Here is a 24,595-nt window from a genome sequence, read left to right on the forward strand (position 1 = left end):
ATTTCGAGCGCCCTTTGCGCGTCTCAAGAGACGCGCGGCGCTCTAGAAGGAGTTCGAAATGAACTGGATTACAAATTTCGTTCGCCCCAAGATCAATTCGATGCTGGGCCGCCCCACTGTCGAGACGCCCGAGAATCTCTGGATCAAGTGCCCCGAGACCGGCGAGATGGTGTTCCACAAGGAGCTGGAAGCCAATAAGTGGGTGATCCCCAATTCCGGCTATCACATGAAAATGCCGGCCAGGGAGCGGCTTGCCGACCTGTTCGACGACGGCGTCTATGAGGCCCTGCCGCAGCCGAAGGTGGCGCAGGATCCGCTGCGCTTCCGCGATTCCAAGAAATATACCGACCGCCTGCGCGACTCCAAGGCCAAGACTGCCCAGGAGGATACGATCCTTGCCGGCTTCGGCTATGTCCGCGGCGTCAAGATGGTCGGCGTGGTGCATGAATTCAACTTCATGGGCGGCTCGCTCGGCATGGCCGCTGGCGAAGCGATCGTGAAGGCTTTCGAGCGCGCTGTCGCTGAAAAGTGCCCGCTCGTCATGTTCCCGGCCTCGGGCGGTGCCCGCATGCAGGAGGGCATCCTGTCGCTGATGCAGTTGCCGCGCACCACGGTCGCCGTCGAGATGCTCAAGGAAGCCGGCCAGCCCTATATCGTCGTGTTGACCAACCCGACCACCGGCGGCGTCACAGCATCCTATGCGATGCTGGGCGACATTCATCTTGCCGAGCCGGGTGCGGAAATCTGCTTCGCCGGCAAACGCGTCATCGAGCAGACGATCCGCGAGAAGCTGCCGGAGGGCTTCCAGACCTCCGAATATCTCATGGAACACGGCATGGTCGACATGGTGATCACCCGCCACGAAATCCCCGACATGGTCGCCCGCCTCTGCCGGATCATGACGCATATGCCGGCCGAAAAGCCGCAACATCTGGCGCTCGCCGCCGAATAACGGGTCCCGATATGACGACGATGGCGCCAAGCCGTGCCGAGCAGGAAATAGACCGCCTGCTCGGGATATTCCCGCGCGGCTTCGATCTCTCCCTCGACCGCATTGCCCGGCTGCTCGACGAGCTCGGCCGGCCGCAGGATGCGATGCCGCCGGTGATCCATGTCGCCGGAACCAATGGCAAGGGTTCAGCGACCGCTTTTTCGCGGGCGCTGCTCGAGGCACAGGGCCTCGCAGTCCATGTCCACACCTCCCCGCATCTGGTCCGCTGGCATGAACGCTACCGCATCGGCGTCAAGGGCGAGCCGGGCAGGCTGGTCAGCGACGAGGTGTTGCTGGAGGCCGTGCTCAAGGCCGAGCGCGTCAATGCCGGCCAGCCGATCACCGTCTTCGAACTGCTGACCGCGGTCACCTTCATTCTCTTTGCCGAGAACCCTGCGGATGCGGCCGTGATCGAGGTCGGCCTCGGCGGCATGTATGACGCGACCAATGTGCTGCAGCATCCGGCCGTGTCGCTGATCATGCCCATCGCCATGGATCACCAGCAATGGCTCGGCCAGACGATCGAAGAAATCGCGCTCGCCAAGGCCGGCATCATCAAGCGCGGCGTGGCTGCGGTGTTCGGCCGGCAGGACGACGAAGCGGCGCTCGGTGTCCTGATCGATCGTGCCGAGCGGCTCGGTGCGCCCTATGTTGTCTATGGACAGGATTATCTCGCCCATGAGGAGAATGGCCGCCTGCTTTACCAGGATGACGGCGGACTGATGGACCTGCCGCTGCCGGCCCTGCCGGGGCGACATCAATATTCCAATGCCGGCGCTTCGATCCGGGCCGTGAAGGCCGCGGGATTCAAAGTCACCGAGGAAATCGCGTCACGCGCGATGAGGAATGTGAAATGGCCGGCTCGGCTCCAGCGCCTCAAGACCGGCACGCTGGTGAACCTCGCGCCCGAGGGCTCCGAGATCTGGCTCGACGGCGGGCACAATCCGCATGGCGGCCGGGCGGTGGCCGAGGCGATGGCCGCCTTCGAAGAGCGCGATCCAAGACCGCTCTATATGATCACCGGCATGATCAACACGAAGGACCCCAAGGGCTATTTCGAGGCCTTCGAGGGACTTTCCCGCCAGACCTTCACCGTCGGCATCCGCAATTCGGACGCGACGATCGATCCGGTGGCGCTGGCCCACGACGCCGCGGAGGCTGGCCTCAAGGCCGAACCGGTCGATTCGGCGAGGGATGCGCTGATCCGCATCTCCCAGCTCGCCCGCGCCGACGAGCGGCCTCCGCGCATCCTGATCGGCGGCTCGCTTTATTTCGCCGGCAACATTCTCGAAGAGAATGGCACCCCGCCGGATTAATATCTGCGGTTAAGAAATAGTTTCACGTGAATCACCACGGGATGGTCGCGTCTCGACAGGCAGAATGGCGATAACACCAGCCGTCCTCGCGCGGACCTCTGGACTGGCGAGGCATGACGCCACGGCTTCATAGCCTGGCCAAGGCGGATCGGGGTAGACGATCATGGGCGGCGCGTGATTGGCCGGGCAATAGATGATTGCTTCGCCGGATTCGGCTATCGAGAGATCAAGGATTGCAGAGGATCGCGTCATGAGGAAAAGCGGTCGTGCCGGTTTCTCCCGGCGTCTCAGATAAGCGACGAGAACCAGCTGGGTCGTGTGATCGAGCCCCTGTTCGATCATGTCGACGACCAGCGGACCGTCGCCCGAGCAGAGCGCCATGACCAGGATCGTGAGAGCCGAAGACATCGTGGCGCCGTCGGTTCCCAGTGCATCCAGCACTTGCTGGGTGGCCGATCGCCGGCCCTTATCGGCTGGCGATCGCACCGGATGCGACGCGTCGTCGAAGCGATCGAGGCCCAGGAACGAACCACCATGCAGCCTTTCGGACAGGCGCAGGGCCAGTCGCGTCTTGCCGGATCCAAGCGGGCCCGTGATGTAGGTCAGGGGCTCGGTCGCCGGCGCCACAAACCGTTCGCCGTTCCAGGGCCACGGCAGGCCGAAGGAGATTTCCTCTTGCCCACCCCGCGCCGGCCGGTGGCTGGATCGTTGCTCTCCCACCGCTCTTAACCTGCCGCTCAATTCGCGCAGCTGCGATTCGAGATGCGATTGATGCGCCGCCAGCACCTTCTCGCGTGGAGCCGGCGGGGTTGCGAGAAGAGCAGAAATTTCCGCCAGGCCGAGTCCGAGCTTCCGCAAGGATACGATTTCTGCAGCGCGGGCCATATGAGCCGACCCGCAGTTCCGCCATCCGGCGCGGCTCCGGTCGGGCACGATTAGCCCGAACTTCTCATAGAGCCGAAGCGCCTTCGCAGAGACGCCCAGCTGACGCGCCGCCTCGCCGGCATTCAGAAATCGAACCTTCTGCCTCACGAATCACCTCGCAGCCCTGTGCAGCCCCTTATCGACCTTGCCCCTGGGGCTGGGTCAACGGCGGAAGGACCTCAACGGATGCGCTTGCCGATTTATTCGCGGAAATTTTCATAATTCTTCAAACCTGTTCCTGCGGAAACATGAGCGGGAGGATTTCGATGCGACAACAGGATCACGAACTGAGTAGTTCGGAACACAAACCAAACATCCGAAGGAAACTACTATGAAGAACCTGCTTATCTCCACCTTTGTCTCCCTGGTTGCTTTCACCTCCGTTGCGCCGGCTGCAAATGCTGGCTCCTATTATGGAGATGATGACTACGGCTATACCTATCATCACAAGAAGTATCGGCATTGCCACTGGAAAAAGGTCGTGTGGTACGACGACTATGGCTACGCCCACTACAAGCGTGTCAAGATCTGCAAATACTGATCTGACCTGGTCCGCGAAAAGAAGAAAGCCCGGTCGCGATTGCGGCCGGGCTCTTCATTTCGGTGATGCTGATCCGATCAGATGTCGAGATTCGCCACGTTCAGCGCATTTTCCTGGATGAATTCGCGGCGGGGTTCGACCTCGTCGCCCATCAGGCGGGAGAAGAGGCCGTCGGCATCGACGGCATCGTGGACGCGAACCTGCAGCAGCGAGCGGACATTCGGGTCGAGCGTGGTTTCCCAGAGCTGCTCGGCATTCATCTCGCCGAGACCCTTGTAGCGCTGCATGGAGAGGCCCTTGCGGCCGAAGCTGAAGATGCTTTCAAGCAGTGCCTTCGGTCCCGAAATCTCCGTCGAGCCTTCCTTGCGACCGAGTTTCGGCGGAACGGAATAGATCTCGTTGAGACGCGCGCTCATTTGGTCGATATGCCGGGCATCGGACGAACCGATGAGGCCCATGTCGATCAGGGCAAATTCCTTGACGCCGCGCACCATGCGCTCGAAGCGCAGGCTGCCGTCGTCACCGAGCGCGCCGGTCCAGCCGCGCTCGGTTTCCTCGGCAATCATGTCGAGGCGGCGGGCGATCTCGTCGACCACCGACTGGGCGCGCGCCTTGTCGCTCATCAGTTCGGCATTCATACCGCCGGCAATCGCCGCCTGCTCGATCAGCGAGCGGCTGTAGCGGGAGTGGAGTCCCTCCAGCAGCCCACGCAGGCGGATTGCATCGCTGATGATTTCGCGAAGATCCCGTCCGGCACGCATTTCGCCGGAGCCCAGGGTCATCGTGACCTCTTCGAGGCCGGCATTGATCAGATATTCCTCGAACGCCTTCTCGTCCTTGAGATAGGTCGAGGACTTGCCGCGGGTTACCTTGTAGAGCGGCGGCTGGGCGATATAGAGATGGCCGCGCTCGATCAGTTCCGGCATCTGGCGGAAGAAGAAGGTGAGCAGCAGGGTGCGGATATGGGCGCCGTCGACGTCAGCGTCCGTCATGATGATGATCTTGTGGTAGCGCAGCTTATCGGCGTTGAATTCGTCTTTGCCGATGCTCGTGCCGAGCGCCGTGATCAGCGTGCCGATTTCCTGGCTTCCCAGCATGCGGTCGAAGCGCGCCCGCTCGACATTTAGGATCTTGCCTCGAAGCGGCAGGATCGCCTGCGTCTCGCGCGAGCGGCCCTGCTTGGCAGAGCCGCCGGCCGAATCACCTTCGACGAGAAAGACTTCGGACTTGGCCGGATCGCGCTCGGAGCAATCGGCGAGCTTTCCTGGGAGAGACGAGATATCCAGCGCACCCTTGCGGCGGGTCAGTTCGCGCGCCTTGCGGGCGGCTTCGCGGGCGGCGGCAGCTTCCACCACCTTGCCGATCAGGACCTTCGATTCAGACGGATGCTCCTCGAACCACTGATTGAGCGCCTCGTTGACGAGGTTTTCCACCACCGGCCGGACTTCGGACGAGACGAGCTTGTCCTTGGTCTGCGACGAGAATTTTGGGTCCGGGACCTTGACCGAGAGCACGGCGGTCAGGCCTTCGCGGCAATCGTCGCCGGTCAGGGAGACCTTTTCTTTCTTGAGGATGCCGGAGCTGTCGGCATAGCCGGTGATCTGGCGCGTCAGGGCGCCGCGGAACCCGGCGAGATGCGTGCCGCCATCGCGCTGCGGGATGTTGTTGGTGAAGCAGAGTACATTCTCGTGGTAGCTGTCGTTCCACCACATCGCGACTTCGACCGTGATGCCATCCTTTTCGCTCCGGATCGCGATCGGCTTGTCGATCAGCGGCTTCTTGGAACGGTCGAGATAACGCACGAAAGCTTCGAGGCCGCCGTCATAGAGCAGCTCTTCCTGCTTGATGTCGGAATGGCGCTTGTCGGTCAGCACGATCCGGACGCCGGAATTGAGGAAGGCGAGCTCGCGCAGGCGGTGCTCCAGCGTGGCGTAGTCGTACTCGGTCTTGGTGAAGGTATCGGTGCTGGCGGTGAAGGTCACCTCGGTACCAGTCTCGTCGCCGGCATCACCGGTCACGGCCAGCGGCGCATCGGCCACGCCATGGGTGAAGCTCATCTCATGGATCTTGCCCTTCTGGCGGATCTTGAGCTTGAGCTTGACCGAGAGCGCGTTGACGACCGAGACGCCGACGCCATGCAGACCGCCGGAGACCTTGTAGGAATTCTGGTCGAACTTGCCGCCGGCATGGAGCTGGGTCATGATGACTTCGGCCGCCGAGACGCCCTCGTCATGCATGCCAGTCGGGATGCCGCGGCCATTGTCCGTGACGGTCACGGAGCCATCCGGGTTGAGCGTCACCGTCACAAGGTCGGCATGGCCGCCGAGCGCCTCGTCGATCGCGTTGTCGACGACTTCATAGACCATGTGATGCAGGCCCGAGCCGTCGTCGGTATCGCCGATATACATGCCGGGGCGCTTGCGGACGGCATCCAGTCCCTTGAGCACCTTGATGGAATCGGCGCCGTATTCGGCGGACGGCTGAACAACTTCTTCGGCCATGGAGAACTTTCTTATTGCGGATCGGAGGCGTCACAGGGGCCAGTCCGAATCACTTCGCGAAATATATGTCGAATATAGGGATTTTGGCTCCGGTTACCAAATCAGGAGCCTGAAAATACGGCAGAAATCGGGGGATCAGCGATGCTTTTCACCGCTTCGCGCGGCCCGCTCGAGAACATCGCCCAATTCCCTTACCGTTTCGGGTCGAAGGGCGCGAATCTGCCGGGCCAGGCGGTTGGCGAAGGCGGTGTAGGAGGCTGGCATTCCTGATGTGTCGACCACCACGCGCGGGTGTGAGATCGCCGCCACACGGAAGAGATCGTCCGCCTCGTCCCAGATGATATTGAGGTAGCCGGCGACGCGCTGGAGAAAGTCGAAACCCGGCTGGCCGCGCTTGCCGTTTTCAAGCGCCGAGAGATAGGCAGCGGACACATTGAGCGCCCGGGCCATGTCCTTCTGGCTGATGCCGCGCTCACGCCTGATCCTGCGGATCGCCTCACCGAAGGGGGTGGTCATTCCTCGCCTCCCCTCCTCTCGACTCCCCTGGGCCGGGCCAGCCGGACATAGAGCGCACCTTCGCCGCCATGGTTCTGTGCCGCAGTCTCCCAGGAGGAAATCAGGTGGCGGAATTCAGGCTTGCCGAACCACATCGGCACCAGGCGTTTCAGCGCCCCGTCCGAACCCATGGAAGCGCCCTTGCCGGTGATGACAAGCACGTGCCGCAGGCCACGGTCGAAGGCGCGCTGGATGAAGGCGTGGAGCAGGCCATGCGCTTCGTTCTGGAACATGCCGTGCAGGTCGATGCGGGCCTCGAGTTCCAGCCGGCCCTTGGCGATCTTGCGCTTGACCGGTCGTTCGAGCGGCTGGTGGCGACCGGGCACCGGCTTGGGTTGCGGCGGCGCCTGATAGCTCATGTCGTCGAAAGTGCGGGTTGTCGCGCCCTTGCGCAGAGACGGTGCGGCCGCCTTGATGACCGGTTTTTCCTCTTCGGCCTCGGCGATCGTCTTCTCAAGCGCCTCGATTTCTTCCATGCGGCCCGGCATCGGATGGGTCGAGCGGGCGACCTTGCCCCAGAGGATGCGGTCGTCCGTGCTCAGCGTCTTTCGACCGCGCCCCGCCATCAGCCGAACCTCGGCGCCGCTGCCCTGGGGATCAGGATGACGAAGTCGGCATCGTTCCTGACATTGCCGGCGAGCTCGCCGGCATCGAAACCCGAGCCGGTGAAGATATCGCCCCGCGCCGGCCCGACGATGGCCGAACCGGTATCCAACGCCAGCATCAGCCGCGCGAAGGGCTTTCCATCGGTGAGATGGGTGAGCGTCTCGCTGCGGATGAAGAAGGGTGAGGAGAAGGTGTGGATCAGGCGGTCGACCGCGAGTGAGCGCATCGCCTCGAGTGGCACCTTTGCCGCCGCAACCGGTCCGAGTGAGCCATTATCGACCGGCGCCTCACGGAAGAAAATGTAGGAGCGGTTCTGCCAGAGGACCTCACTCACCCGATCGGGATGGGCGGCCAGCCAGGCACGGATCGACTGCATCGAGACCTCGGCCAATGGGATTTCGCCGATATCGACGAGATGGCGGCCAATGCCGGTGAAGGGATGGCCGGCCTTGGCGGCATAAGTGATGCGCTGAATGCGGCCATCGGGATAGACGAGTCGTGCGGCGCCCTGGACATGAGCGAAGAAGACATCGACGCGTGACCTCGCCCAGGCAATCTCCAACCCCTTGCCGTCGAGATAGCCTTTGTCGATCGCTTCACGGCGCGGATAGTAGCCGATGCCTTCCTTGGTGTTCCGGGCGAAGGCATAGGTCGGATCGAATCCTTCCGGACGGTTGGTGTCATCGATATCGATCAGGTCGGGTGGACGGCGATAGAAGGGGAAGCGAAACTCGTCTGAGGGAGCGTCGGAGACCTCGACCTCGGGCTCGTAGAAGGCGGTGACAAACCCGGTCCCACCATCGGACCGCATGATGCGGAAGGGCTGGAATGCCTCTTCGAAGAAGGCGCGTGCCTCGGCTGGCGTCTGCGGCGACCGATCGGCGGCGGCCGCGAACACCGCAGCCAGTTCATCCGCGGTGACGCCGAGCGAGCCGGTCCTGTAGGGTTTCACATCCCTGATATGGCCAAGACATCTGATCATGACGGGAAAAAGGCTGGAAGGATCATCATCCTCCCAGCCTTCGAGTTCTGTAAACGGCACGGGCCTGAGCGAGAATTCCATCGCCGGCGTCAGCCTTCCGATTGGGTCTGCACGAGCTTCCAGTTCGGATCGCGCGAACGCGTGTCGCGGGCAAAGCTCCAGCTGTCGATCACTTCCGCCACGGCATCGGCATTGCCGTCGACCACTTCACCATCCGCGTCATAGGTGGCGGAGATCAGCTGGCTGACGACGCGCATGACGATCGTCACCTCGGAACCATCGAGGCGGGCGTCCGTGATTTCGGCCTTCTCGATACCGACGAAGGTCGACTTGACCTTCTGGCCGGCCTTTTCGCGCTGGCCGATCGCCTGGTCGAAGCCCTGATAGACTTCGTTGGAAAGCAATGTCTTGAGCGACTTGCGGTCGCCTTCGGCAAAACCCTGCACGATCATTTCATAGGCGACCTTGGCGCCGTCGACGAACTGGCGGGGCTCGAAAGTCGGATCGACATCATAGACGCGCCGCAGCTTGTCATTGAGTTCGGTGCCGGCAGGCACGAAATCGTCGATCACCTGGTAGCGGTTGAATGTCTCCGCGGGTGCCTGCTGCGACTGTTCGCGGCGCGGCAGCGTGATCACCTTGCCATCGTCGGCGGGCTGGGCCTGGCTGTCCATTTGCCGCTGATCGCGGCTGTTGGGATCGAATGGGGGTTTCTCGTTACCGGTCCGCTTCCCGAGCACGCTGCGCAGATTCAGGAATATGAGCGCGGCGACGATCAGGAAAAACAGCGTAATGATATTGTCGGTACCCATTTCTCACCTTGGCTGGAACATCTTCGTCCCCCATATAGTCGTGATTTATCGATCATTCAAACGGCAGGAACAAGGGAAAACGATATGCCGCTCATCCTCATTCCGATCCTGCTGCTTCTCGTGCCCGCGGTTGAGATCGCCGTCTTCATCAAGGTCGGCCAGGCGATCGGTGCCTGGAAGGTGCTGGCGCTGGTTTTCCTCTCCGCAATTCTTGGCGCCGCCCTGCTGCGTTACCAGAGCATCGGCGTGATCCGCAGGCTTGATCGCGATCTCAAACAGGGCCGCACCCCGGATGCCAACCTGTTCGATGGCTTCCTGATCGTGGTCGGCGGTGTGCTGCTGATCGTGCCCGGGTTCGTCACCGACATTATCGGCCTGATGCTGATGATCCCCTTCGTGCGGCGGCTGGTCCGTAACTTTCTCAAATCACGCGTCACGGTGCGGGGATTCGGCAGCTTTCGTGGCGGCTTTCGGCGGTCTCGCCGCGGGGAAGACGTCGTCGACCTGTCGCCCGAAGATTTCCATCGCAAGGAGCCTCGCGAACCGCCGCGGCCGACCATCGATCACCGCGATTAGCACTCACGCGCAGGCTGGTTCCGAGGGTTGTCACTTATGGGTCTAAGTGATAGAGCGGCAACCGAATAGAATTCGGTGACGCCGGGTACGCCAGGCTTCACGCCGGCCCACGAGGAAACATCATGGCAGACGAAAACACCAACGGCGCGGCCACTGCTGCCGCCCAGCCTTCCATCAACATCCTGGCGCAGTACACCAAGGACTTTTCGTTCGAAAATCCCGGTGCGCCGCGCTCGCTGCAGTCGCGCGAGAAGGCTCCCAACATCAACATCTCCGTCAACGTCAATGCCAATCCGATTTCGGAAACCGATTTCGATGTCGTCCTGACGCTCGACGCTTCGGCCAAGGAAGGCGACAAGATCGTGTTCCATGCCGAGCTTTCCTATGGCGGCTTGTTCCGTGTCGTGGGCTTCGCGCCGGAGCACATGCTGCCGGTGCTCTTCATCGAGTGCCCGCGCCTGCTCTTCCCCTTCGCCCGCCAGATCGTCGCCGACGCCACCCGCAACGGCGGCTTCCCGCCGCTGATGATCGACCCGATCGATTTCGCCCAGATGTTCCAGCAGCGCATGGCTGAGGAACAGGTCAAGGCGAAGGTTGCCACCAACTGATTTTCGGTCGCTGATGGACTGATGAGGAACCCGGGTCATTTCAAATGGCCCGGGTTTTTTGTTGGGTGGATGGCGGAAAGAAGACCCCTCCCAAACCCTCCCCACAAGGGGGAGGGCTTAATGCGCTTCTTCCTCCACCGGACAACGCGCCGCCTGAGTGGCAGGTCGGTCCGTTGGGGCGAGGCGCCGCTCTGGGTTAGCCCTCCCCCTTGTGGGGAGGGATGGGGAGGGGTCTTAAGAACGTCGATTAATGCTTCTCGCCACCCAGACCGTACTTCGCCCAGATCGCCTTCTCACCCAGCTTGCCAACCATCGCCCCGTGGGCGGCGGCTTCCTCGGCCGTCAGTCGTGGCGCAAGCGGCGCCGGGCGGGCGATGATTTCGACCACCTGGGTGACCACCGCACCACCTGCGCGGCCATCCGATGCACCGCCGAAGCCGAGTGCCGTCTGCTTGCCGCCGATCAGCTCGATATAGACTTCGGCCAGCAGCTCGGAGTCGAGGAGCGCGCCGTGCTTGAGGCGGTGGGAATTATCGATGCCGTAGCGTTTGCAGAGTGCATCGAGCGAGTTCGGACCCATCGGATGCTTGCGGCGGGCGATGGCGAGTGTGTCGACCACCCGGGCCGGCAGGATGGGCGGCAGGTCGAGCCGGGCGAGTTCGGCATTGACGAAACCCATGTCGAAGGTCGCGTTGTGGGCGATCCATTGGCCGTCGCCGAAGAAGTCGAGGATCTGGTCCACGACCTCGGCAAATTTCGGCTTGTCGGCAAGAGACTCATCCGTGATGCCGTGCACGGCAAGCGCATCGGGATGAACCTTGCGGCCATCCGCATTGATGTAGAGATGGATGGTCCGGCCGGTCGGGAAATGATCGATCAGCTCGATGCCGCCGATTTCGATGATCCGGTCCTCGCGGGAATCGAGTCCCGTGGTTTCCGTATCGAAGATGATTTCGCGAAGTGCCATGTCTATCCCTTGGGGCGAAGCGCGGAAATGATGCGGCGGACTTCGGCACGAGCATGGTCAAATCCCCGGCCGGTGTCGATGATGAAATCCGCCCGCCGGCGCTTTTCCACATCGGGCGTCTGGCGGCTGAGAATCATCCTGAACTTCTCCTCCGTCATGCCGGGCCGCGCCAGCACCCTTTCGCGCTGGATCTCCGGATCGCAGGTGACGACCACGACCTTGTCGACGCGGGCCTGGGTTCCACTTTCAAAAAGTAGCGGGATATCGAGCACAATGATGTCAGCACCGGCTGCCTGGGCCTGACTGATCGTCTCGATCTCCCGCTTGCGGACCAGCGGGTGGACGATCATTTCGAGGAGTTTGAAATCCTCGGGATGGGCGGCGAGATGAGCCGAGAGCCTGACACGGTCGACCTGCCCATCGACAACTGCGCCGGGGAAGGCGCGCTCGATCGCCGGCACAGCTTCGCCGCGATAGAGATCATGGACCACAGCATCCGAGTCAATCACCTGCAATCCCTCGTCGCGAAACATCTGGGCGGTCGTAGATTTGCCCATGCCGATCGAACCGGTGAGGCCGAGGCGTATCATCAATGCTTCTCCATATCCGCGATGATGAGCGCACGAAGTTCCGGCGTGACCGTCGGCCGCTTTCCGAACCACTTTTCGAAACCCGGCACGGCCTGGTGCAACAGCATGCCGAGGCCATCGGCGATGCGCATGCCCTGTTCCCTGGCCTGGGCCAGGATCGGCGTGATCAGGGGAACATAGACGATGTCGGTCACCAGCGCGCCAGAGCGCGTGGCGGTGAAATCGATCGCGATGGCATCCGAATCATCCATGCCGAGCGAAGTCGTGTTGACGAAGAGATCGGCGCCCGAGAGCCGTTCGGCAAGTTCACCCAGTGGTGCGGCATGGATACGGGGGCCAAAACGGTCGGCCAGTTCCTGCGCCCGTTCCACGGTGCGGTTGAGGACATGGATCTCGCTGAAGCCACGATCGCGCAGCGCCTGGATGATGGCGCGGCTCGCTCCGCCGGCACCGAGCACCACCGCCCGATCCTTGCGGTCCGTCCAGCCCGGCGCGCGATCATCGAGATTGTTGAGGAAGCCGTAGCCATCCGTGTTGGTCGCGCAAAGCCTGCCGTCGCGGAGATAGAGCGTGTTGGCCGCGCCGAGTTCCGTCGCGATCTCGTCCGGTGCGTCGGCGAGGGCGAAGGCCTGCTCCTTGTGCGGGATGGTGACATTGCCGCCGGCAAAGCCCGAACTGCCATCCTTCAGCGAACTGATAAAATCCGCGAAATCCGCCGGCGCAACTTCGACCGCCTGGTAGGTCCCTGATATCTCGAAATGCTTCAGCCAATGACCGTGGATCATGGGCGAGCGGGAATGCTTCACCGGAAAGCCTGTGACGAAGGCCCGGGTCAATGATGTTTCACGTGAATCATGCATCGATGAGATCCAGTTCGCGCAGTCCCGCCAGAAGGGTCAGCATCGGCAGACCGAGGATGGTGAAATAGTCGCCGTCAATCTTTTCGAAAAGCTGAACGCCAGGCCCCTCGAAATGATAAGCGCCGACGCTGCCGAGGATGCCCTCCCCCGATATGGCGAGGTATTTTTCGAGGAAGGCTTCCGAGATCGGCCGCATGGTCATCCGGGCGATCGAGACATCCGACCAGATCGCTTCGCCGTCATGCGCGATGGCGACACCGCAATTGAGGTGATGGGTGGTGCCGGACATGGCGCGGATGTGATCACCCGCCTCGGCCATATCGGCGGGCTTGTGCAACAGTCGGCCGGCCAGCGAGAGGACCTGGTCCGATCCGACGACATATGCATCCGGCGCGCGCCGCGAGACATCGACCGCCTTGGCACGGGCAAGCGCCACCGCGATCTCCGGAGGCGTTGCATTCCTGCCCGTCAGTTCAGCCTCGATCCGGCGCTCATCGACGTCAGCTGCCTGGGTCGTGAAATCGAGCTTGGCCCCGCTCATCAGCGCTTTTCGCGATGCGCTGTTCGAGGCGAGGATCAGTCTTGCCGCCATATTTGTCCTCCCGTTTTCGCGCTGACTATCGCTGTTTCACGCGCAGTGCAACGATGGCTGCCGCGGTCTCCTCGATCGACTTGCGGGTGACGTCGATGACCGGCCAGTTGTGGCGGGCACAGAGCTGCTTGGCGAACTTGATCTCCTCGGCGATCGCCGCGCGATCGGTATAGGTCTCCTGATAGCCCATGGTCGAACCCAGCACGCGATTCTGCCGGACCTGAGAAATGTGGTCGATCGCGGCGATCAGGCAGACGATCAGCGGCTGCCTTGCCTTGAACAGGCTGTCGGGCAGTTTCATGCCGGCGACGATCGGCACGTTCGCCGTCTTGATCCCGCGATTGGCGAGATAGATGGCGGTCGGGGTCTTCGACGTCCTGGAGACGCCGAGCAGGATGACATCGGCCTCGTCTATATTATGCGGCAGCTGACCATCGTCATGATCCATCGTGAAGTTGAGTGCTTCGATGCGGGCGAAGTAGCCGGCATTGAGCTCGTGCTGGGCGCCGACGCGGCGCTTCGAGGGCGCACCCAGATAGGACTGGAAGATCTGCAGCACCGGCTCGATCACCGAAACACAGGGCACGCCCATCGCGGTGCAGGCCTCGTCGATCACGCCCGCAAGCTCCTGGTCGATCACGGTGTGGAGCACGATGCCGGGGAGACGATCGATTTCGGCCAGCACATCGGCGACCTGCTTGCGGTTCCGCACCAGCGGATAGACATGTTCGACCGCATGTGAATCGGCAAATTGCGAAGCAGCCGCCCGCCCCGCTGCGATCAGCGTCTCGCCGGTCGAATCGGAGATGAGATGCAGGTGGAAGAAGTTTTTTTTGTTTTCCACGCTTATTGAGGTGCCCTGTTGATGCCTGTGGAGAAAGTCACGGATCCTAACGAATCCTTAACCGCCCTCGGGAAAACCGCCGATTTCTCCACAGCCTTAGCATGAAAGGACAGATCTCCGGGAGCCTTGTGGAGCGGGTTAAGAAAGTATGAACTTTCCATGACCGTCAACACGCTGTCCACAATCTAGCTCGTTTCGCCTTAGCGGCAAGCGCCTTGATTCCAAAGAAAGAATTGCGTTATCCGCGAAATCCTGCTCGTCGATCAGGATCGCTATCCACACGAGCGCTCCCGGTGGACGGATCAGGGAAAAACCTGTGCGGCACTTTAATCCTTGAATCTCACCGACTCTTAAGAAATAGAAACCAGTCATTAAGAAATTATTTGATTTAGGGGCGCCTGTGGGAACTGCCGAACGCAAGGTGATGAATGTCCTTTCGGGCAGCACCGTCACACCGCCTCCGATATGGCTTATGAGACAGGCGGGGCGTTATCTGCCGGAATACCGACAGGTGCGCGCCACGGCCAATGGCTTCCTCAATCTCTGTTATACGCCCGATCTCGCAACCGAAGTGACGCTGCAGCCGATCCGTCGTTTTGGCTTCGACGCCGCCATCCTGTTCTCCGACATCCTCGTCATTCCTGATGCGATGAAACGCAATGTTCGCTTCAAGGAAGGCGAAGGACCGCTTCTCGATCCGATCGATGTCGACGGCATCGAGAAGCTGACGGTGCCTGATGTGAAGGCTTATCTCGCCCCGGTGCTCGAGACGGTCGGGCGGTTGCGGCGCGAGCTGCCCGATGAGACCACACTGCTGGGCTTCTGTGGCGCACCCTGGACAATTGCTACCTACATGATTGCCGGCCACGGTACGCCCGACCAGGCCCCGGCGCGGCTGTTTGCGGCACGTCACCCCAAGGCGTTCGAGAAGCTGCTCAGCCTCATCGCTGAGGCATCTGCGACTTATCTGGTAGCGCAGCTCGATGCCGGCGCCGATGCGGTCCAGATTTTCGACAGCTGGGCAGGGGTGTTGGGCGATGAGGATTTCGACGCCTATGCCGCAAAGCCTGTGAAACGGATCATCGATATGGTCCGCGCCGAACGTCCGGGCGCAAAGATCATCGCCTTTGCCAAGGGCGCCGGCTACAATCTCAAGACCTATCGCCAGGCCACCGGCGCCGACGCGATCGGTCTCGACTGGACCGTGCCGCTCGATTTTGCCGCCGAGCTGCAAAAGGATGGCGCCGTCCAGGGCAATCTCGATCCGCTGAAAATGGTGAGTGGTGGCGACAATCTCGATCATGCCGTCGACCGCATTCTCCAGAAGCTCGGACAGGGACCGCTGATCTTCAATCTCGGCCATGGCATCACGCCGGAAGCGGATACCGCCAATGTCGAACGGTTGATTGCCCGCGTGCGCTCGGACGGAGCAAGGTCATGAGCGGAGATGATGCGGGTGCGAAGAGCGGGCTGCGCGCCGCAATCGCGCTCGTCGTCTTCGTTGCAGGCGCGATCGCCGTCAACGTCCTGTCCGACAATGCCTATCTCTGGTTCAAGGCATTGCATATCATGGCCGTCATCGCCTGGATGGCCGGACTTTTGTACCTTCCGCGGCTCTTCATCTATCATCATGAGAAGGCACCCGGCTCGGATGCGTCGGAGACTTTCAAGACGATGGAAACCCGGCTCTATCGCTTCATCATGAACCCGGCCATGATGCTCAGCTGGATCCTGGGCTTCATCCTCGTCTGGCATGGCCAATGGTTCGACGCGGCCTGGCTGCATGCCAAGTTTGTCGCTGTCCTGGCAATGACGGCGATGCACGTCTATTACGGCCTTGCGCTGCGCGCCTTCGGTCGCGACCAAAGGCCGAGAACGACGCGGCACTGGCGGATGGTCAACGAGGTACCGGCCCTGCTGATGGTCATCATCGTGCTTCTCGTCGTATTGAAGCCGTTCTGATATATCTTGCCAAAGCCAGACGATTCTGGCACAGCGCTCTTGCGACGTCGAAACCGAGGCGCTATCTAACAAGCGCCTTCCGGCATTGCGGCGTGCTTTCCTCTTCTGCGCATGCCTTTTCGCAGACCTCCCCCAGACGTCCGCTCCTCCTCCCCTCCAGTGGTTTAACTTCATGGCTGAAATGAAGCTTCAAGAACTCAAAAACAAGACACCCACCGACCTCCTCACATTTGCCGAATCGGTCGGGGTGGAAAATGCCAGCGTCATGCGCAAGCAGGAGCTGATGTTTGCCATTCTCAAGAATCTCGCGGCCCAGGAAGTGGAGATCATCGGCGAGGGTGTCGTCGAATTGCTGCAGGACGGCTTCGGCTTTCTGCGTTCGGCCAACGCCAATTACCTGCCGGGTCCTGACGACATCTATATTTCCCCGTCGCAGATCCGCCGCTTCTCGCTCAAGACCGGCGACACTGTGGAAGGCCCGATTCGCGGCCCCAAGGAAGGCGAGCGCTATTTCGCGCTGCTCAAGGTCAATACAATCAATTTCGAGGATCCCGAAAAGATCCGCCACAAGGTCCATTTCGACAATCTGACGCCGCTCTATCCCAATGAGCGCTTTAAGATGGAACTGGATGCCCCGACCACCAAGGACATCTCGGCGCGCGTCATCGACCTTGTCGCACCGCTCGGCAAGGGCCAGCGCGGCCTGATCGTCGCCCCGCCCCGTACGGGTAAGACGGTGCTGCTGCAGAACATCGCGCATTCGATCACCGCAAACCATCCGGAATGCTACCTGATCGTCCTGCTGATCGACGAACGGCCGGAAGAGGTGACCGACATGCAGCGCTCGGTGCGCGGCGAAGTCGTGTCCTCGACCTTCGACGAACCCGCCGTGCGCCACGTTCAGGTCGCCGAAATGGTCATCGAGAAGGCCAAGCGCCTCGTGGAACACGGCCGAGACGTCGTCATCCTGCTCGATTCGATCACCCGCCTCGGCCGCGCCTACAACACCGTCGTGCCGTCGTCGGGCAAGGTCCTGACCGGTGGTGTCGACGCCAACGCCCTGCAACGCCCGAAGCGCTTCTTCGGTGCCGCCCGCAACATCGAGGAAGGCGGCTCGCTCACCATCATCGCAACCGCGCTGATCGATACCGGCAGCCGCATGGACGAAGTCATCTTCGAAGAATTCAAGGGTACCGGCAACTCGGAAATCGTGCTCGACCGCAAGGTCGCCGACAAGCGCATCTTCCCGGCCATGGATATCCTCAAGTCCGGTACCCGCAAGGAAGACCTGATCGTGCCGCGCCAGGATCTGCAGAAGGTCTTCGTGCTCCGCCGCATCCTGGCACCTATGGGCACGACCGACGCGATCGAATTCCTCATCGACAAGCTCAAGCAGACGAAGACCAACGGCGATTTCTTCGACTCGATGAACACTTGAAATTTCGCCGGATTCTTAGCCGGATTCTTGAGGTCGCCCGGATGTCCGCGGCGACCTTTCCGTTTGTCGCACCACCATGTTGCTCCGTGGCATGTGAAACCATTGCCGTGGGCTGCGAGGCGCGATAAGCGCTAGAGGCCAACACTGCAATCCGGGACGCGCTCGATTTGACCGCACGCGACACGATCTTCGCCCTCTCTTCGGGCGGCCTGCCCTCCGGCGTGGCCGTCATACGCCTGAGTGGCCCGCATGCTCTCGGCGTCGCCGAGACGCTCGCTGGCGCGACGCCGGATGCCCGGCGCGCATCGCTGCGATGGATTCGGAAGCGGAACGGCGACCGCATCGACCAGGGCGTGGTTCTGACCTTTCCCGCGCCTGCGTCTTTCACCGGAGAAGACTGCGTCGAATTCCAGCTCCACGGCGGCCGGGCGGTCGTTGCGGCGATCCTGCAGGAACTCGCGACGTTTGACGGCCTGCGCCATGCCGAGGCGGGTGAGTTCTCGCGGCGCGCCTTCGACAATGGCCGGCTCGACCTTGTCGAGATCGAGGGCCTTGCCGACCTCATCACCGCCGATACCGAGATGCAGCGGAAACTGGCGCTCGAGCAATCCGGCGGAGCGCTATCGTCGCTCTATGCGGGCTGGGCCGAGCGCCTGACCCGCATCCGCGCTTTGATCGAGGCGGAGCTGGATTTTCCCGACGAGGAGGATGTTCCCGGCGCCGTCAGCAATCAGTTGTGGCCGCTTCTGTCGGAGCTGATGATGGAGATGAACCAACATCTGGCTGGCGCCGCGGCTTCGGAGATTGTCCGCGACGGTTACCGGATCGCCATTGTGGGTCCGCCCAATGCCGGGAAATCCAGCCTGCTCAATGCACTCGTCAAGCGCGACGTCGCCATCGTCACCGACGTCGCGGGTACGACCCGGGATGTGTTGGGCGTGGATCTGGACGTCGGCGGCTACCTCGTCCATCTCATGGACACGGCCGGTATTCGTGAAACCAGCGATGTCGTAGAACGGGAGGGAGTCCGCAGGGCGTTCCGGTCAATCGAGCAGGCGGATCTGGTGCTGCTGTTGGGAGGGGCCGGCGACATGGTTGATGATACCCCCCTGCCGGAGGGCAAAAGATTCCTGACTATACACTCGAAGTCCGATCTGCTAGATGCTGCGACGCCTCGCCAGTCAGGCATTCTCTATCTGTCATCCACGACAGGCGAGGGATTCGATTCACTCGCGAAACGAATCTCGGAAGAGATCGAGGCGAGCACGGCGGCTGCGGGGGGCCTCGGCCCGGCCCGGAAACGACAGGCCGACTATTTGCGCAAGGCCGTCACAGATATCGAGTACTGCCTTGTGGCGGATGCTATGTCATTGGAATTAAAAGCAGAATATCTGCGTCTCGCGGGGCATAGTTTGGGCAAGATCACCGGACGAGTTGATGTCGAGGATTTGCTCGATGTCATCTTTTCTGAGTTTTGCATCGGCAAGTGACAGCTTGAGCGAGTCGAAGGTTTCACGTGAAACAGGAAGTGGTATTGGCTGATGGCCGAACCGACAACATTTGATGTCATCGTGATCGGTGGCGGCCATGCCGGCAGTGAAGCTGCGTCTGCGTCGGCTCGATTCGGAGCCAGAACGGCTTTGATCACGCACAAACGCGACACAATCGGTGTCATGTCCTGCAATCCGGCGATTGGCGGCTTGGGAAAAGGTCACCTTGTCCGCGAGATTGATGCCCTGGACGGTCTCATGGGTCGTGTGGCCGATGCCGCGGGCATTCAATTTCGTCTGTTGAATCGACGCAAGGGTCCGGCGGTCCGAGGTCCACGAACGCAGGCAGATCGCAAGCTTTATCGCCAGGCGATGCAGGCGGAGCTGTTCGACCATGCCAATCTGACGATCATTGAAGGTGACGCTTTCGATCTTCGAGTCGATTCCGAAACGGTCTCTGGCATCATTCTGGCAGACGGGCGCGAGTTTAGCTGCGGGGCCGTCGTCCTGACCACAGGAACGTTCCTTCGCGGACTGATTCACATCGGCAACAAGAAAATTCCGGCGGGTCGGGTCGGAGAAGCGCCGTCGGTTGGGCTCTCGGCGACCCTCGACGGAGCCGGCTTCGCGCTCGGCCGATTGAAGACCGGTACGCCGGCACGGCTTGACGGCAAGACAGTCGATTGGGACTCGGTTGGCCGGCAGGGCGCCGACGAGGAACCCGTGCCCTTCTCCTTCATGACCGATCACATCAACAATCCGCAGATCGAGTGCGGCGTGACGCGCACGGTGCCAGCGACACACAAGCTGATTGCCGACAATCTGCATCAATCCGCGATGTATTCCGGTCAGATCGAAGGGGTGGGCCCTCGTTACTGCCCGTCGATCGAAGACAAGATCGTGAAATTCGGCGAGCGCGACGGCCATCAGATCTTCCTTGAGCCAGAGGGTCTCGATGACGACACGATCTACCCGAATGGCATTTCGACGTCGCTGCCGGAAGCCGTGCAGGAAGCCTTTATTCATACGATCCCCGGTCTGGAGAAGGCTCGCATTCTTCAGCCTGGTTACGCGATCGAATATGATCACGTCGATCCGCGCGAGCTTCATTTGACGTTGGAAACCAAACGCTTGTCAGGTCTGTATCTCGCCGGACAGATCAATGGCACGACCGGCTACGAAGAAGCGGGCGCGCAAGGTCTTGTCGCGGGGCTCAACGCCGCGCGCAAATCTGCCGGTTCGCCGCAGACGGTTTTCAGCCGCACCGATTCCTATATCGGTGTGATGATAGACGATCTCACGTCACGCGGCGTTGCTGAGCCCTATCGGATGTTCACCTCGCGCGCAGAATACCGTCTCAGCTTGCGCGCCGACAATGCGGATCAGCGCTTGACGTCATGGGGCGATGAACTTGGGTTGGTTCTTGAGGGGCGGCGTGAGAAGTTCCGGCGGTGGAACGAAGAACTCGACGCATCTCGCAACGAACTCAAGGCGCGTAGTTTGACACCGAACGAGGCCCGCGCTCATGGGATTGACATCAATCTCGACGGACAAAGGCGGAGTGCCTATGAACTTCTCAGTCGCGCCGATATTGAGTATGGCGACCTGTTGCGCGTTTGGCCGGAATTGAGCAAGGCTTCGAGCCGCACGACCGAGGCATTGAAGATCGAGGCCTCATATTCGGTCTTTCTCGGTCGCCAGGAGGCCGACATTTCCGAGATTCGTCGGGAGGAGGGCCGCCAGATCCCATCCGATATGGATTATCAGGCGCTGCCTGGCCTTTCGAACGAGCTCAAGCAGAAGCTTGGTCGCGCACGACCGGCCAATATCGCCCAGGCATCGCGGCTCGAAGGGATGACTCCCGCGGCGACGTCACTGATCCTTCTGGCGGTGAAACGACACAACGAATTGAAGAGCCTCGCCGGATGAGTTCAACGAGCACGAGTCTGCCGCGCTCGTTAAACGGCCAGGCTGTTTCACGTGAAACAGCGGCACGGCTGGAGCATTTTGCCGCGCTTTTTGCCAAATGGGCCAAGGCGATCAATCTCGTCGCGCCCTCAACCCTCGACGATCTGTGGAATCGCCACATCGCTGATTCGGCTCAGATTTTTCAACTGGCGCCGGGCGCAAGGACCTGGGTTGACCTGGGCAGTGGCGGCGGATTTCCGGGTGTCATTACAGCCATCTTCCTGGCGGAGCTGGGTGATGGCTGGGTGCATCTCGTTGAGAGCAACAACAAGAAGGCCGCTTTCCTTCGCACTGTCTTAGCGGAAACAGGTGCACGCGGCACGGTGCACCCCGTTCGGATCGAGAATGCGGCGGATTTGGTTCCTGAATGCAATGCCATATCGGCTCGCGCGCTCGCTGAGCTCGATCTATTGCTCGAATTCGCCCGTCCCTGGGCCGATAAGAACGGCCAGCTCAAGGCCTACTTCCACAAAGGCCGGGATTACCGCAGCGAGATCGAGAAATCGCGTAGGCGATGGGAGTTCGATCTGGTAATACATGAGAGTATCATCGAAAAGGATTCCGTCGTGCTCGAAATCGGCGGAATTCGACCCCTTTAGGCGCAGCCTGGGCAAAGCAATGAACAAGCCAACGCATCGCATTATCACCATCGCCAATCAAAAGGGTGGCGTGGGAAAGACCACGACTGCCATCAATCTGGCCACGGCGCTTGCCGCCATTGGCGAGCGCGTGCTGATTGTCGACCTCGATCCACAGGGAAATGCGTCGACCGGCCTTGGAATCAACCGAAAGGACCGCAAATTCTCGACCTATGACCTCCTGGTCGGTGCCAACACGATCAGAGAAGTCGCTATGCCCACCGCGGTGCCCAATCTCTGGATTGCGACGTCGACGATGGACCTGCTGGGTGTCGAGATGGAGATCGGCCGGGAGAACGATCGCGTTTTCAGGATGAAGAAGGCGTTGATGCACCCCGATGCGGATCTCTACGACTATATTCTGATCGACTGCCCGCCCTCCTTCAACCTGCTGACGATGAATGCGCTTGCCGCTGCCCAATCAGTGCTGGTGCCGCTTCAATGCGAGTTCTTCGCACTGGAAGGCCTGTCCCAGCTTCTGGAAACCATCGATCAGGTGCGCAGAACGGTCAATCCCGGCCTCGACATCCAGGGTATCGTCCTGACCATGTTCGACGCCCGCAACAACCTGGCGCAACAGGTCGTTTCGGATGTGCGCGAACACCTGGGAAGCAAGGTTTATCAAACACTTATCCCTCGCAACGTTCGGGTGTCTGAAGCCCCTTCTTATGGCAAGCCGGCGATCCTTTACGATCTGAAATGCGCCGGCAGCCAGGCCTATCTGCAGCTGGCCTCTGAGGTCATTCAACGCGAGCGGCAAGCCCGCGCGGCGTAATCGATTCAGAAACGAAATGAATTCGGACAGAGAGATGAACGACGATCCTTCAAAGCGGCGTCTGGGCCGCGGCCTCGCAGCACTCATCGGCGAAATGGACCAGCCGATGTCGGATATCACCGCACGGCCGAGCGTTAGCGCCGACCGCAAAGTGGCGATCGATCTCGTCGTTCGCAACCCGAAGAATCCGCGCAAGCATTTTGCCGAGGAAGATCTGCAGGACCTGGCCTCGTCGATCCGTCAGCACGGCATCGTCCAGCCCGTCGTTGTCCGCACGATCGCGGATGGCAAGCTTGAAATCATCGCCGGCGAACGCCGCTGGCGGGCGGCGCAGCTCGCTGGCCTCAACGAGATTCCCGTCCTAGTCCGGGATGTGGATGATCGCACCGCGCTTGAGCTGGCAATCGTGGAGAACGTCCAGCGCGCCGACCTCAATCCGCTCGAAGAGGCACTGGGCTACGACCAGCTGATTGCAGAACACGGATACACCCAGAATGATCTCGGTGAAATCATCGGCAAGAGCCGGTCGCATGTTGCCAACAGCCTGCGCCTGCTCAAACTGCCCGATCTCGTGCGCGACATGATCATATCGGGCACACTTTCCGCCGGCCATGCTCGCGCGCTGATTCCGACCTCCGATCCCGTTGGCCTGGCCCGAACCATCATCGCCAAGGGCCTTTCGGTCCGCGATGCCGAACGCATCGCCCAGAACAATATTCGTGCCCAGTCGCAGCCTGCGCCGGAAACAAAGTCGGTGCAAAGGGATCCGGACACGATCGCGTTGGAGCGTACGCTGTCGGATGGCCTTGGTCTCGATGTGGTGATCAATCACAAGGGCAATGGCGGCCGCCTGACGATTTCTTATAAGTCGTTGGAACAGCTTGAGAATATCTGCCGTTTGCTGGAACGCAGATAATCGTTTCGAATACGGAACGAAATCTAGCGCTTGCCCTGTCCTCGCCCGGCGACCAGTGTCGTCGCGAGCAGTGCCTGCATCGCGATGGTGTCTTCAAGGCTGGCTCTCTGGCGGCTTTGAAGCACGGCGGCCTGCAGACGATTCATTTCCGTTGAGATCGCCTGTGCCGAAAGTGCTCTGAGCGCGCCTTCCACGACGGGCTTGCGTCGGAAGTGGAGATGCCGACCATGTGCATTGACGGCGTCCTGTACGCTGGCGCGGCGGCCGTCGATCTCCGTGCGCATAATATCAAGCAATTGCAGTTGCCTCAGGCAGCCCTGCAGCACGAGAAACACCGGCGTCTTGGATGCGACGACTTTCTGGATGGCATGATGAAAGCCGGCTAAGTCTCCTTTGAGCACGGCATCCACCGCATCGTCCGTCGAGATGGCGCTGGCGTCGCCGACGATTGCGGTGACATGGCTTTCCTCGATCAGGCCGTCGTCCCTGGCGTAGAGCGCGAGTTTGCGGATTTCGTTGCGAGACGCTATCCGGTCGCCGCCGAGGCAGTCTTGCAGCGCCATGCGGGCGTCCGCCGTGATGCGCAATCCGGCCCCGGCGAGTTCCTCATCGATCAGCAGATTCAATGACTTGGCGTCGTCGGCATAGCACGGGATTGCCATGGCGGCGCCGGCACCTTCCGCCGCTTTCCTCAGGTTGGCGCCCTTCTTGAGATCACCCGCCTCGACAATGACCCAGGCATTGGAGGGCGGGTTTTCCGCGAGGCCCGAAAGAGCTTCCGAGAGGGTCTTGTCGGCGCCTGCACCCTTGATCCAGATAAGCTTCTCGCCACCGAACAGGCCCGTTGAATTGGCCTCGTCGAACAGGCGGCCGGGATCGGCATTGATATCAGAGGCGTCGAGCCGCATGAAGGAGAAGGCATCGTTCATGTCGACGCCGGTCATCTTCGCCAATACCGTTGCGCGTTCGGAGACAAGGCCGCGATCCGGCCCATAGATCAGGAAAATCCTGAACTCGCGGGCACGGCGCTTGGCGAACTGGTCGAATTCGTGAGCCTTGATCTCCGCCATGCTGTTTCCTGGGAGCGGGGCGCTCCATGTCTTCGGGGCAAGTGCCGGGCGATGTTTCGCGTCGCCCGGATGC

General features: G+C 61.1%; 25 protein-coding genes. 13 read left to right on the top strand and 12 right to left on the bottom strand.

The window, feature by feature from the left end; translation table 11 throughout:
* Positions 1–58: 58 nt before the first annotated feature.
* Positions 59–952 (top strand): acetyl-CoA carboxylase, carboxyltransferase subunit beta, encoded by an 894-nt coding sequence (gene accD, locus AC2YI2_RS15200; RefSeq protein WP_487387328.1) that lies wholly within the window; start codon positions 59–61, stop codon positions 950–952.
* An 11-nt stretch (positions 953–963) separates the two neighbouring features.
* The gene (locus AC2YI2_RS15205) at positions 964–2,307 is read left to right on the top strand and encodes a bifunctional folylpolyglutamate synthase/dihydrofolate synthase (RefSeq protein ID WP_487387329.1); all 1,344 of its coding nucleotides are present in this window, start codon (positions 964–966) and stop codon (positions 2,305–2,307) included.
* Positions 2,308–2,316: 9 nt separating this feature from the next.
* Here AC2YI2_RS15205 and AC2YI2_RS15210 read toward each other — a convergent pair whose 3' ends face one another.
* Positions 2,317–3,339 (bottom strand): MerR family transcriptional regulator, encoded by a 1,023-nt coding sequence (locus AC2YI2_RS15210; protein ID WP_487387330.1) that lies wholly within the window; start codon positions 3,337–3,339, stop codon positions 2,317–2,319.
* 223 nt (positions 3,340–3,562) lie between these two features.
* Here AC2YI2_RS15210 and AC2YI2_RS15215 point away from each other — a divergent pair, with 223 nt between their 5' ends.
* Positions 3,563–3,772, top strand: coding sequence for a hypothetical protein (locus AC2YI2_RS15215; RefSeq protein ID WP_487387331.1), 210 nt, complete (start codon positions 3,563–3,565; stop codon positions 3,770–3,772).
* Between the two features lie 77 nt (positions 3,773–3,849).
* Here the strand turns inward: AC2YI2_RS15215 and gyrB are convergent, their stop codons facing one another.
* The 5 genes from gyrB to AC2YI2_RS15240 form a co-directional block, all read right to left on the bottom strand.
* Entirely contained in the window at positions 3,850–6,273 is a 2,424-nt protein-coding gene (gene gyrB / locus AC2YI2_RS15220; protein WP_487387332.1) for a DNA topoisomerase (ATP-hydrolyzing) subunit B, read from the bottom strand.
* A 135-nt stretch (positions 6,274–6,408) separates the two neighbouring features.
* A complete protein-coding gene (locus AC2YI2_RS15225) occupies positions 6,409–6,789 on the bottom strand; it encodes a helix-turn-helix domain-containing protein (RefSeq protein ID WP_487387333.1) in 381 nt (126 codons plus the stop codon).
* Positions 6,786–7,394 (bottom strand): Smr/MutS family protein, encoded by a 609-nt coding sequence (locus AC2YI2_RS15230; RefSeq protein ID WP_487387334.1) that lies wholly within the window; start codon positions 7,392–7,394, stop codon positions 6,786–6,788. Before AC2YI2_RS15230 ends, AC2YI2_RS15225 begins: the two co-directional genes overlap by 4 nt.
* Positions 7,394–8,497 carry a murein transglycosylase A gene (gene mltA / locus AC2YI2_RS15235; protein ID WP_487387335.1) on the bottom strand — a complete coding sequence of 368 codons (1,104 nt, stop codon included), beginning with the start codon at positions 8,495–8,497 and terminating at the stop codon, positions 7,394–7,396. The genes AC2YI2_RS15230 and mltA overlap by 1 nt, the downstream gene beginning before the upstream one ends.
* Before the next feature lie 8 nt (positions 8,498–8,505).
* On the bottom strand, positions 8,506–9,210 hold the full coding sequence (locus AC2YI2_RS15240) for a Tim44/TimA family putative adaptor protein (protein ID WP_487387579.1): 705 nt from the start codon (positions 9,208–9,210) through the stop codon (positions 8,506–8,508).
* Between AC2YI2_RS15240 and AC2YI2_RS15245 the strand changes: the two genes are divergently transcribed.
* On the top strand, positions 9,091–9,804 hold the full coding sequence (locus AC2YI2_RS15245) for an FxsA family protein (protein WP_487387336.1): 714 nt from the start codon (positions 9,091–9,093) through the stop codon (positions 9,802–9,804). The genes AC2YI2_RS15240 and AC2YI2_RS15245 overlap by 120 nt on opposite strands.
* Positions 9,805–9,926: 122 nt before the next feature.
* The gene (secB, locus tag AC2YI2_RS15250; RefSeq protein WP_487387337.1) at positions 9,927–10,412 is read left to right on the top strand and encodes a protein-export chaperone SecB; all 486 of its coding nucleotides are present in this window, start codon (positions 9,927–9,929) and stop codon (positions 10,410–10,412) included.
* A 247-nt stretch (positions 10,413–10,659) separates the two neighbouring features.
* Here secB and dnaQ read toward each other — a convergent pair whose 3' ends face one another.
* From dnaQ to AC2YI2_RS15275, 5 genes are read right to left on the bottom strand one after another with little or no spacing between them, the layout of a single operon-like run.
* Positions 10,660–11,379, bottom strand: coding sequence for a DNA polymerase III subunit epsilon (gene dnaQ, locus AC2YI2_RS15255; protein WP_487387338.1), 720 nt, complete (start codon positions 11,377–11,379; stop codon positions 10,660–10,662).
* 2 nt (positions 11,380–11,381) lie between these two features.
* Positions 11,382–11,969 carry a dephospho-CoA kinase gene (coaE, locus tag AC2YI2_RS15260; RefSeq protein ID WP_487387339.1) on the bottom strand — a complete coding sequence of 196 codons (588 nt, stop codon included), beginning with the start codon at positions 11,967–11,969 and terminating at the stop codon, positions 11,382–11,384.
* Positions 11,969–12,829, bottom strand: a complete 861-nt coding sequence (locus AC2YI2_RS15265) for a shikimate dehydrogenase (protein ID WP_487387340.1) — start codon at positions 12,827–12,829, stop codon at positions 11,969–11,971. The genes coaE and AC2YI2_RS15265 overlap by 1 nt, the downstream gene beginning before the upstream one ends.
* Positions 12,822–13,421, bottom strand: a complete 600-nt coding sequence (locus AC2YI2_RS15270) for a Maf-like protein (RefSeq protein WP_487387341.1) — start codon at positions 13,419–13,421, stop codon at positions 12,822–12,824. The genes AC2YI2_RS15265 and AC2YI2_RS15270 overlap by 8 nt, the downstream gene beginning before the upstream one ends.
* Before the next feature lie 25 nt (positions 13,422–13,446).
* The gene (locus tag AC2YI2_RS15275; protein ID WP_487387342.1) at positions 13,447–14,265 is read right to left on the bottom strand and encodes a pyruvate, water dikinase regulatory protein; all 819 of its coding nucleotides are present in this window, start codon (positions 14,263–14,265) and stop codon (positions 13,447–13,449) included.
* A 424-nt stretch (positions 14,266–14,689) separates the two neighbouring features.
* On the opposite strand from AC2YI2_RS15275, the gene hemE reads away from it, so the two are divergent.
* The 8 genes from hemE (at position 14,690) to AC2YI2_RS15315 (ending at position 23,452) form a co-directional block, all read left to right on the top strand.
* On the top strand, positions 14,690–15,706 hold the full coding sequence (gene hemE / locus AC2YI2_RS15280; protein ID WP_487387580.1) for a uroporphyrinogen decarboxylase: 1,017 nt from the start codon (positions 14,690–14,692) through the stop codon (positions 15,704–15,706).
* Positions 15,703–16,227, top strand: a complete 525-nt coding sequence (gene hemJ, locus AC2YI2_RS15285; protein WP_487387343.1) for a protoporphyrinogen oxidase HemJ — start codon at positions 15,703–15,705, stop codon at positions 16,225–16,227. Before hemE ends, hemJ begins: the two co-directional genes overlap by 4 nt.
* A 172-nt stretch (positions 16,228–16,399) precedes the next feature.
* Complete coding sequence (gene rho / locus AC2YI2_RS15290) at positions 16,400–17,665, top strand: transcription termination factor Rho (RefSeq protein WP_487387344.1); 1,266 nt, start codon at positions 16,400–16,402, stop codon at positions 17,663–17,665.
* Positions 17,666–17,832: 167 nt separating this feature from the next.
* Positions 17,833–19,155 carry a tRNA uridine-5-carboxymethylaminomethyl(34) synthesis GTPase MnmE gene (mnmE, locus tag AC2YI2_RS15295; RefSeq protein ID WP_487387345.1) on the top strand — a complete coding sequence of 441 codons (1,323 nt, stop codon included), beginning with the start codon at positions 17,833–17,835 and terminating at the stop codon, positions 19,153–19,155.
* 51 nt (positions 19,156–19,206) lie between these two features.
* Positions 19,207–21,084 carry a tRNA uridine-5-carboxymethylaminomethyl(34) synthesis enzyme MnmG gene (mnmG, locus tag AC2YI2_RS15300; protein WP_487387346.1) on the top strand — a complete coding sequence of 626 codons (1,878 nt, stop codon included), beginning with the start codon at positions 19,207–19,209 and terminating at the stop codon, positions 21,082–21,084.
* The gene (gene rsmG / locus AC2YI2_RS15305) at positions 21,081–21,722 is read left to right on the top strand and encodes a 16S rRNA (guanine(527)-N(7))-methyltransferase RsmG (RefSeq protein WP_487387347.1); all 642 of its coding nucleotides are present in this window, start codon (positions 21,081–21,083) and stop codon (positions 21,720–21,722) included. Before mnmG ends, rsmG begins: the two co-directional genes overlap by 4 nt.
* Positions 21,723–21,741: 19 nt before the next feature.
* A complete protein-coding gene (locus AC2YI2_RS15310; protein WP_487387348.1) occupies positions 21,742–22,536 on the top strand; it encodes a ParA family protein in 795 nt (264 codons plus the stop codon).
* A gap of 34 nt (positions 22,537–22,570) precedes the next feature.
* Positions 22,571–23,452 carry a ParB/RepB/Spo0J family partition protein gene (locus AC2YI2_RS15315; protein WP_487387349.1) on the top strand — a complete coding sequence of 294 codons (882 nt, stop codon included), beginning with the start codon at positions 22,571–22,573 and terminating at the stop codon, positions 23,450–23,452.
* 23 nt (positions 23,453–23,475) lie between these two features.
* On the opposite strand, the gene holA is transcribed toward AC2YI2_RS15315, so the two are convergent.
* Complete coding sequence (gene holA / locus AC2YI2_RS15320; protein WP_487387350.1) at positions 23,476–24,522, bottom strand: DNA polymerase III subunit delta; 1,047 nt, start codon at positions 24,520–24,522, stop codon at positions 23,476–23,478.
* Between the last annotated feature and the right edge of the window lie 73 nt (positions 24,523–24,595).

It is taken from the genome of Rhizobium sp. SRI_017 (assembly GCF_057586295.1).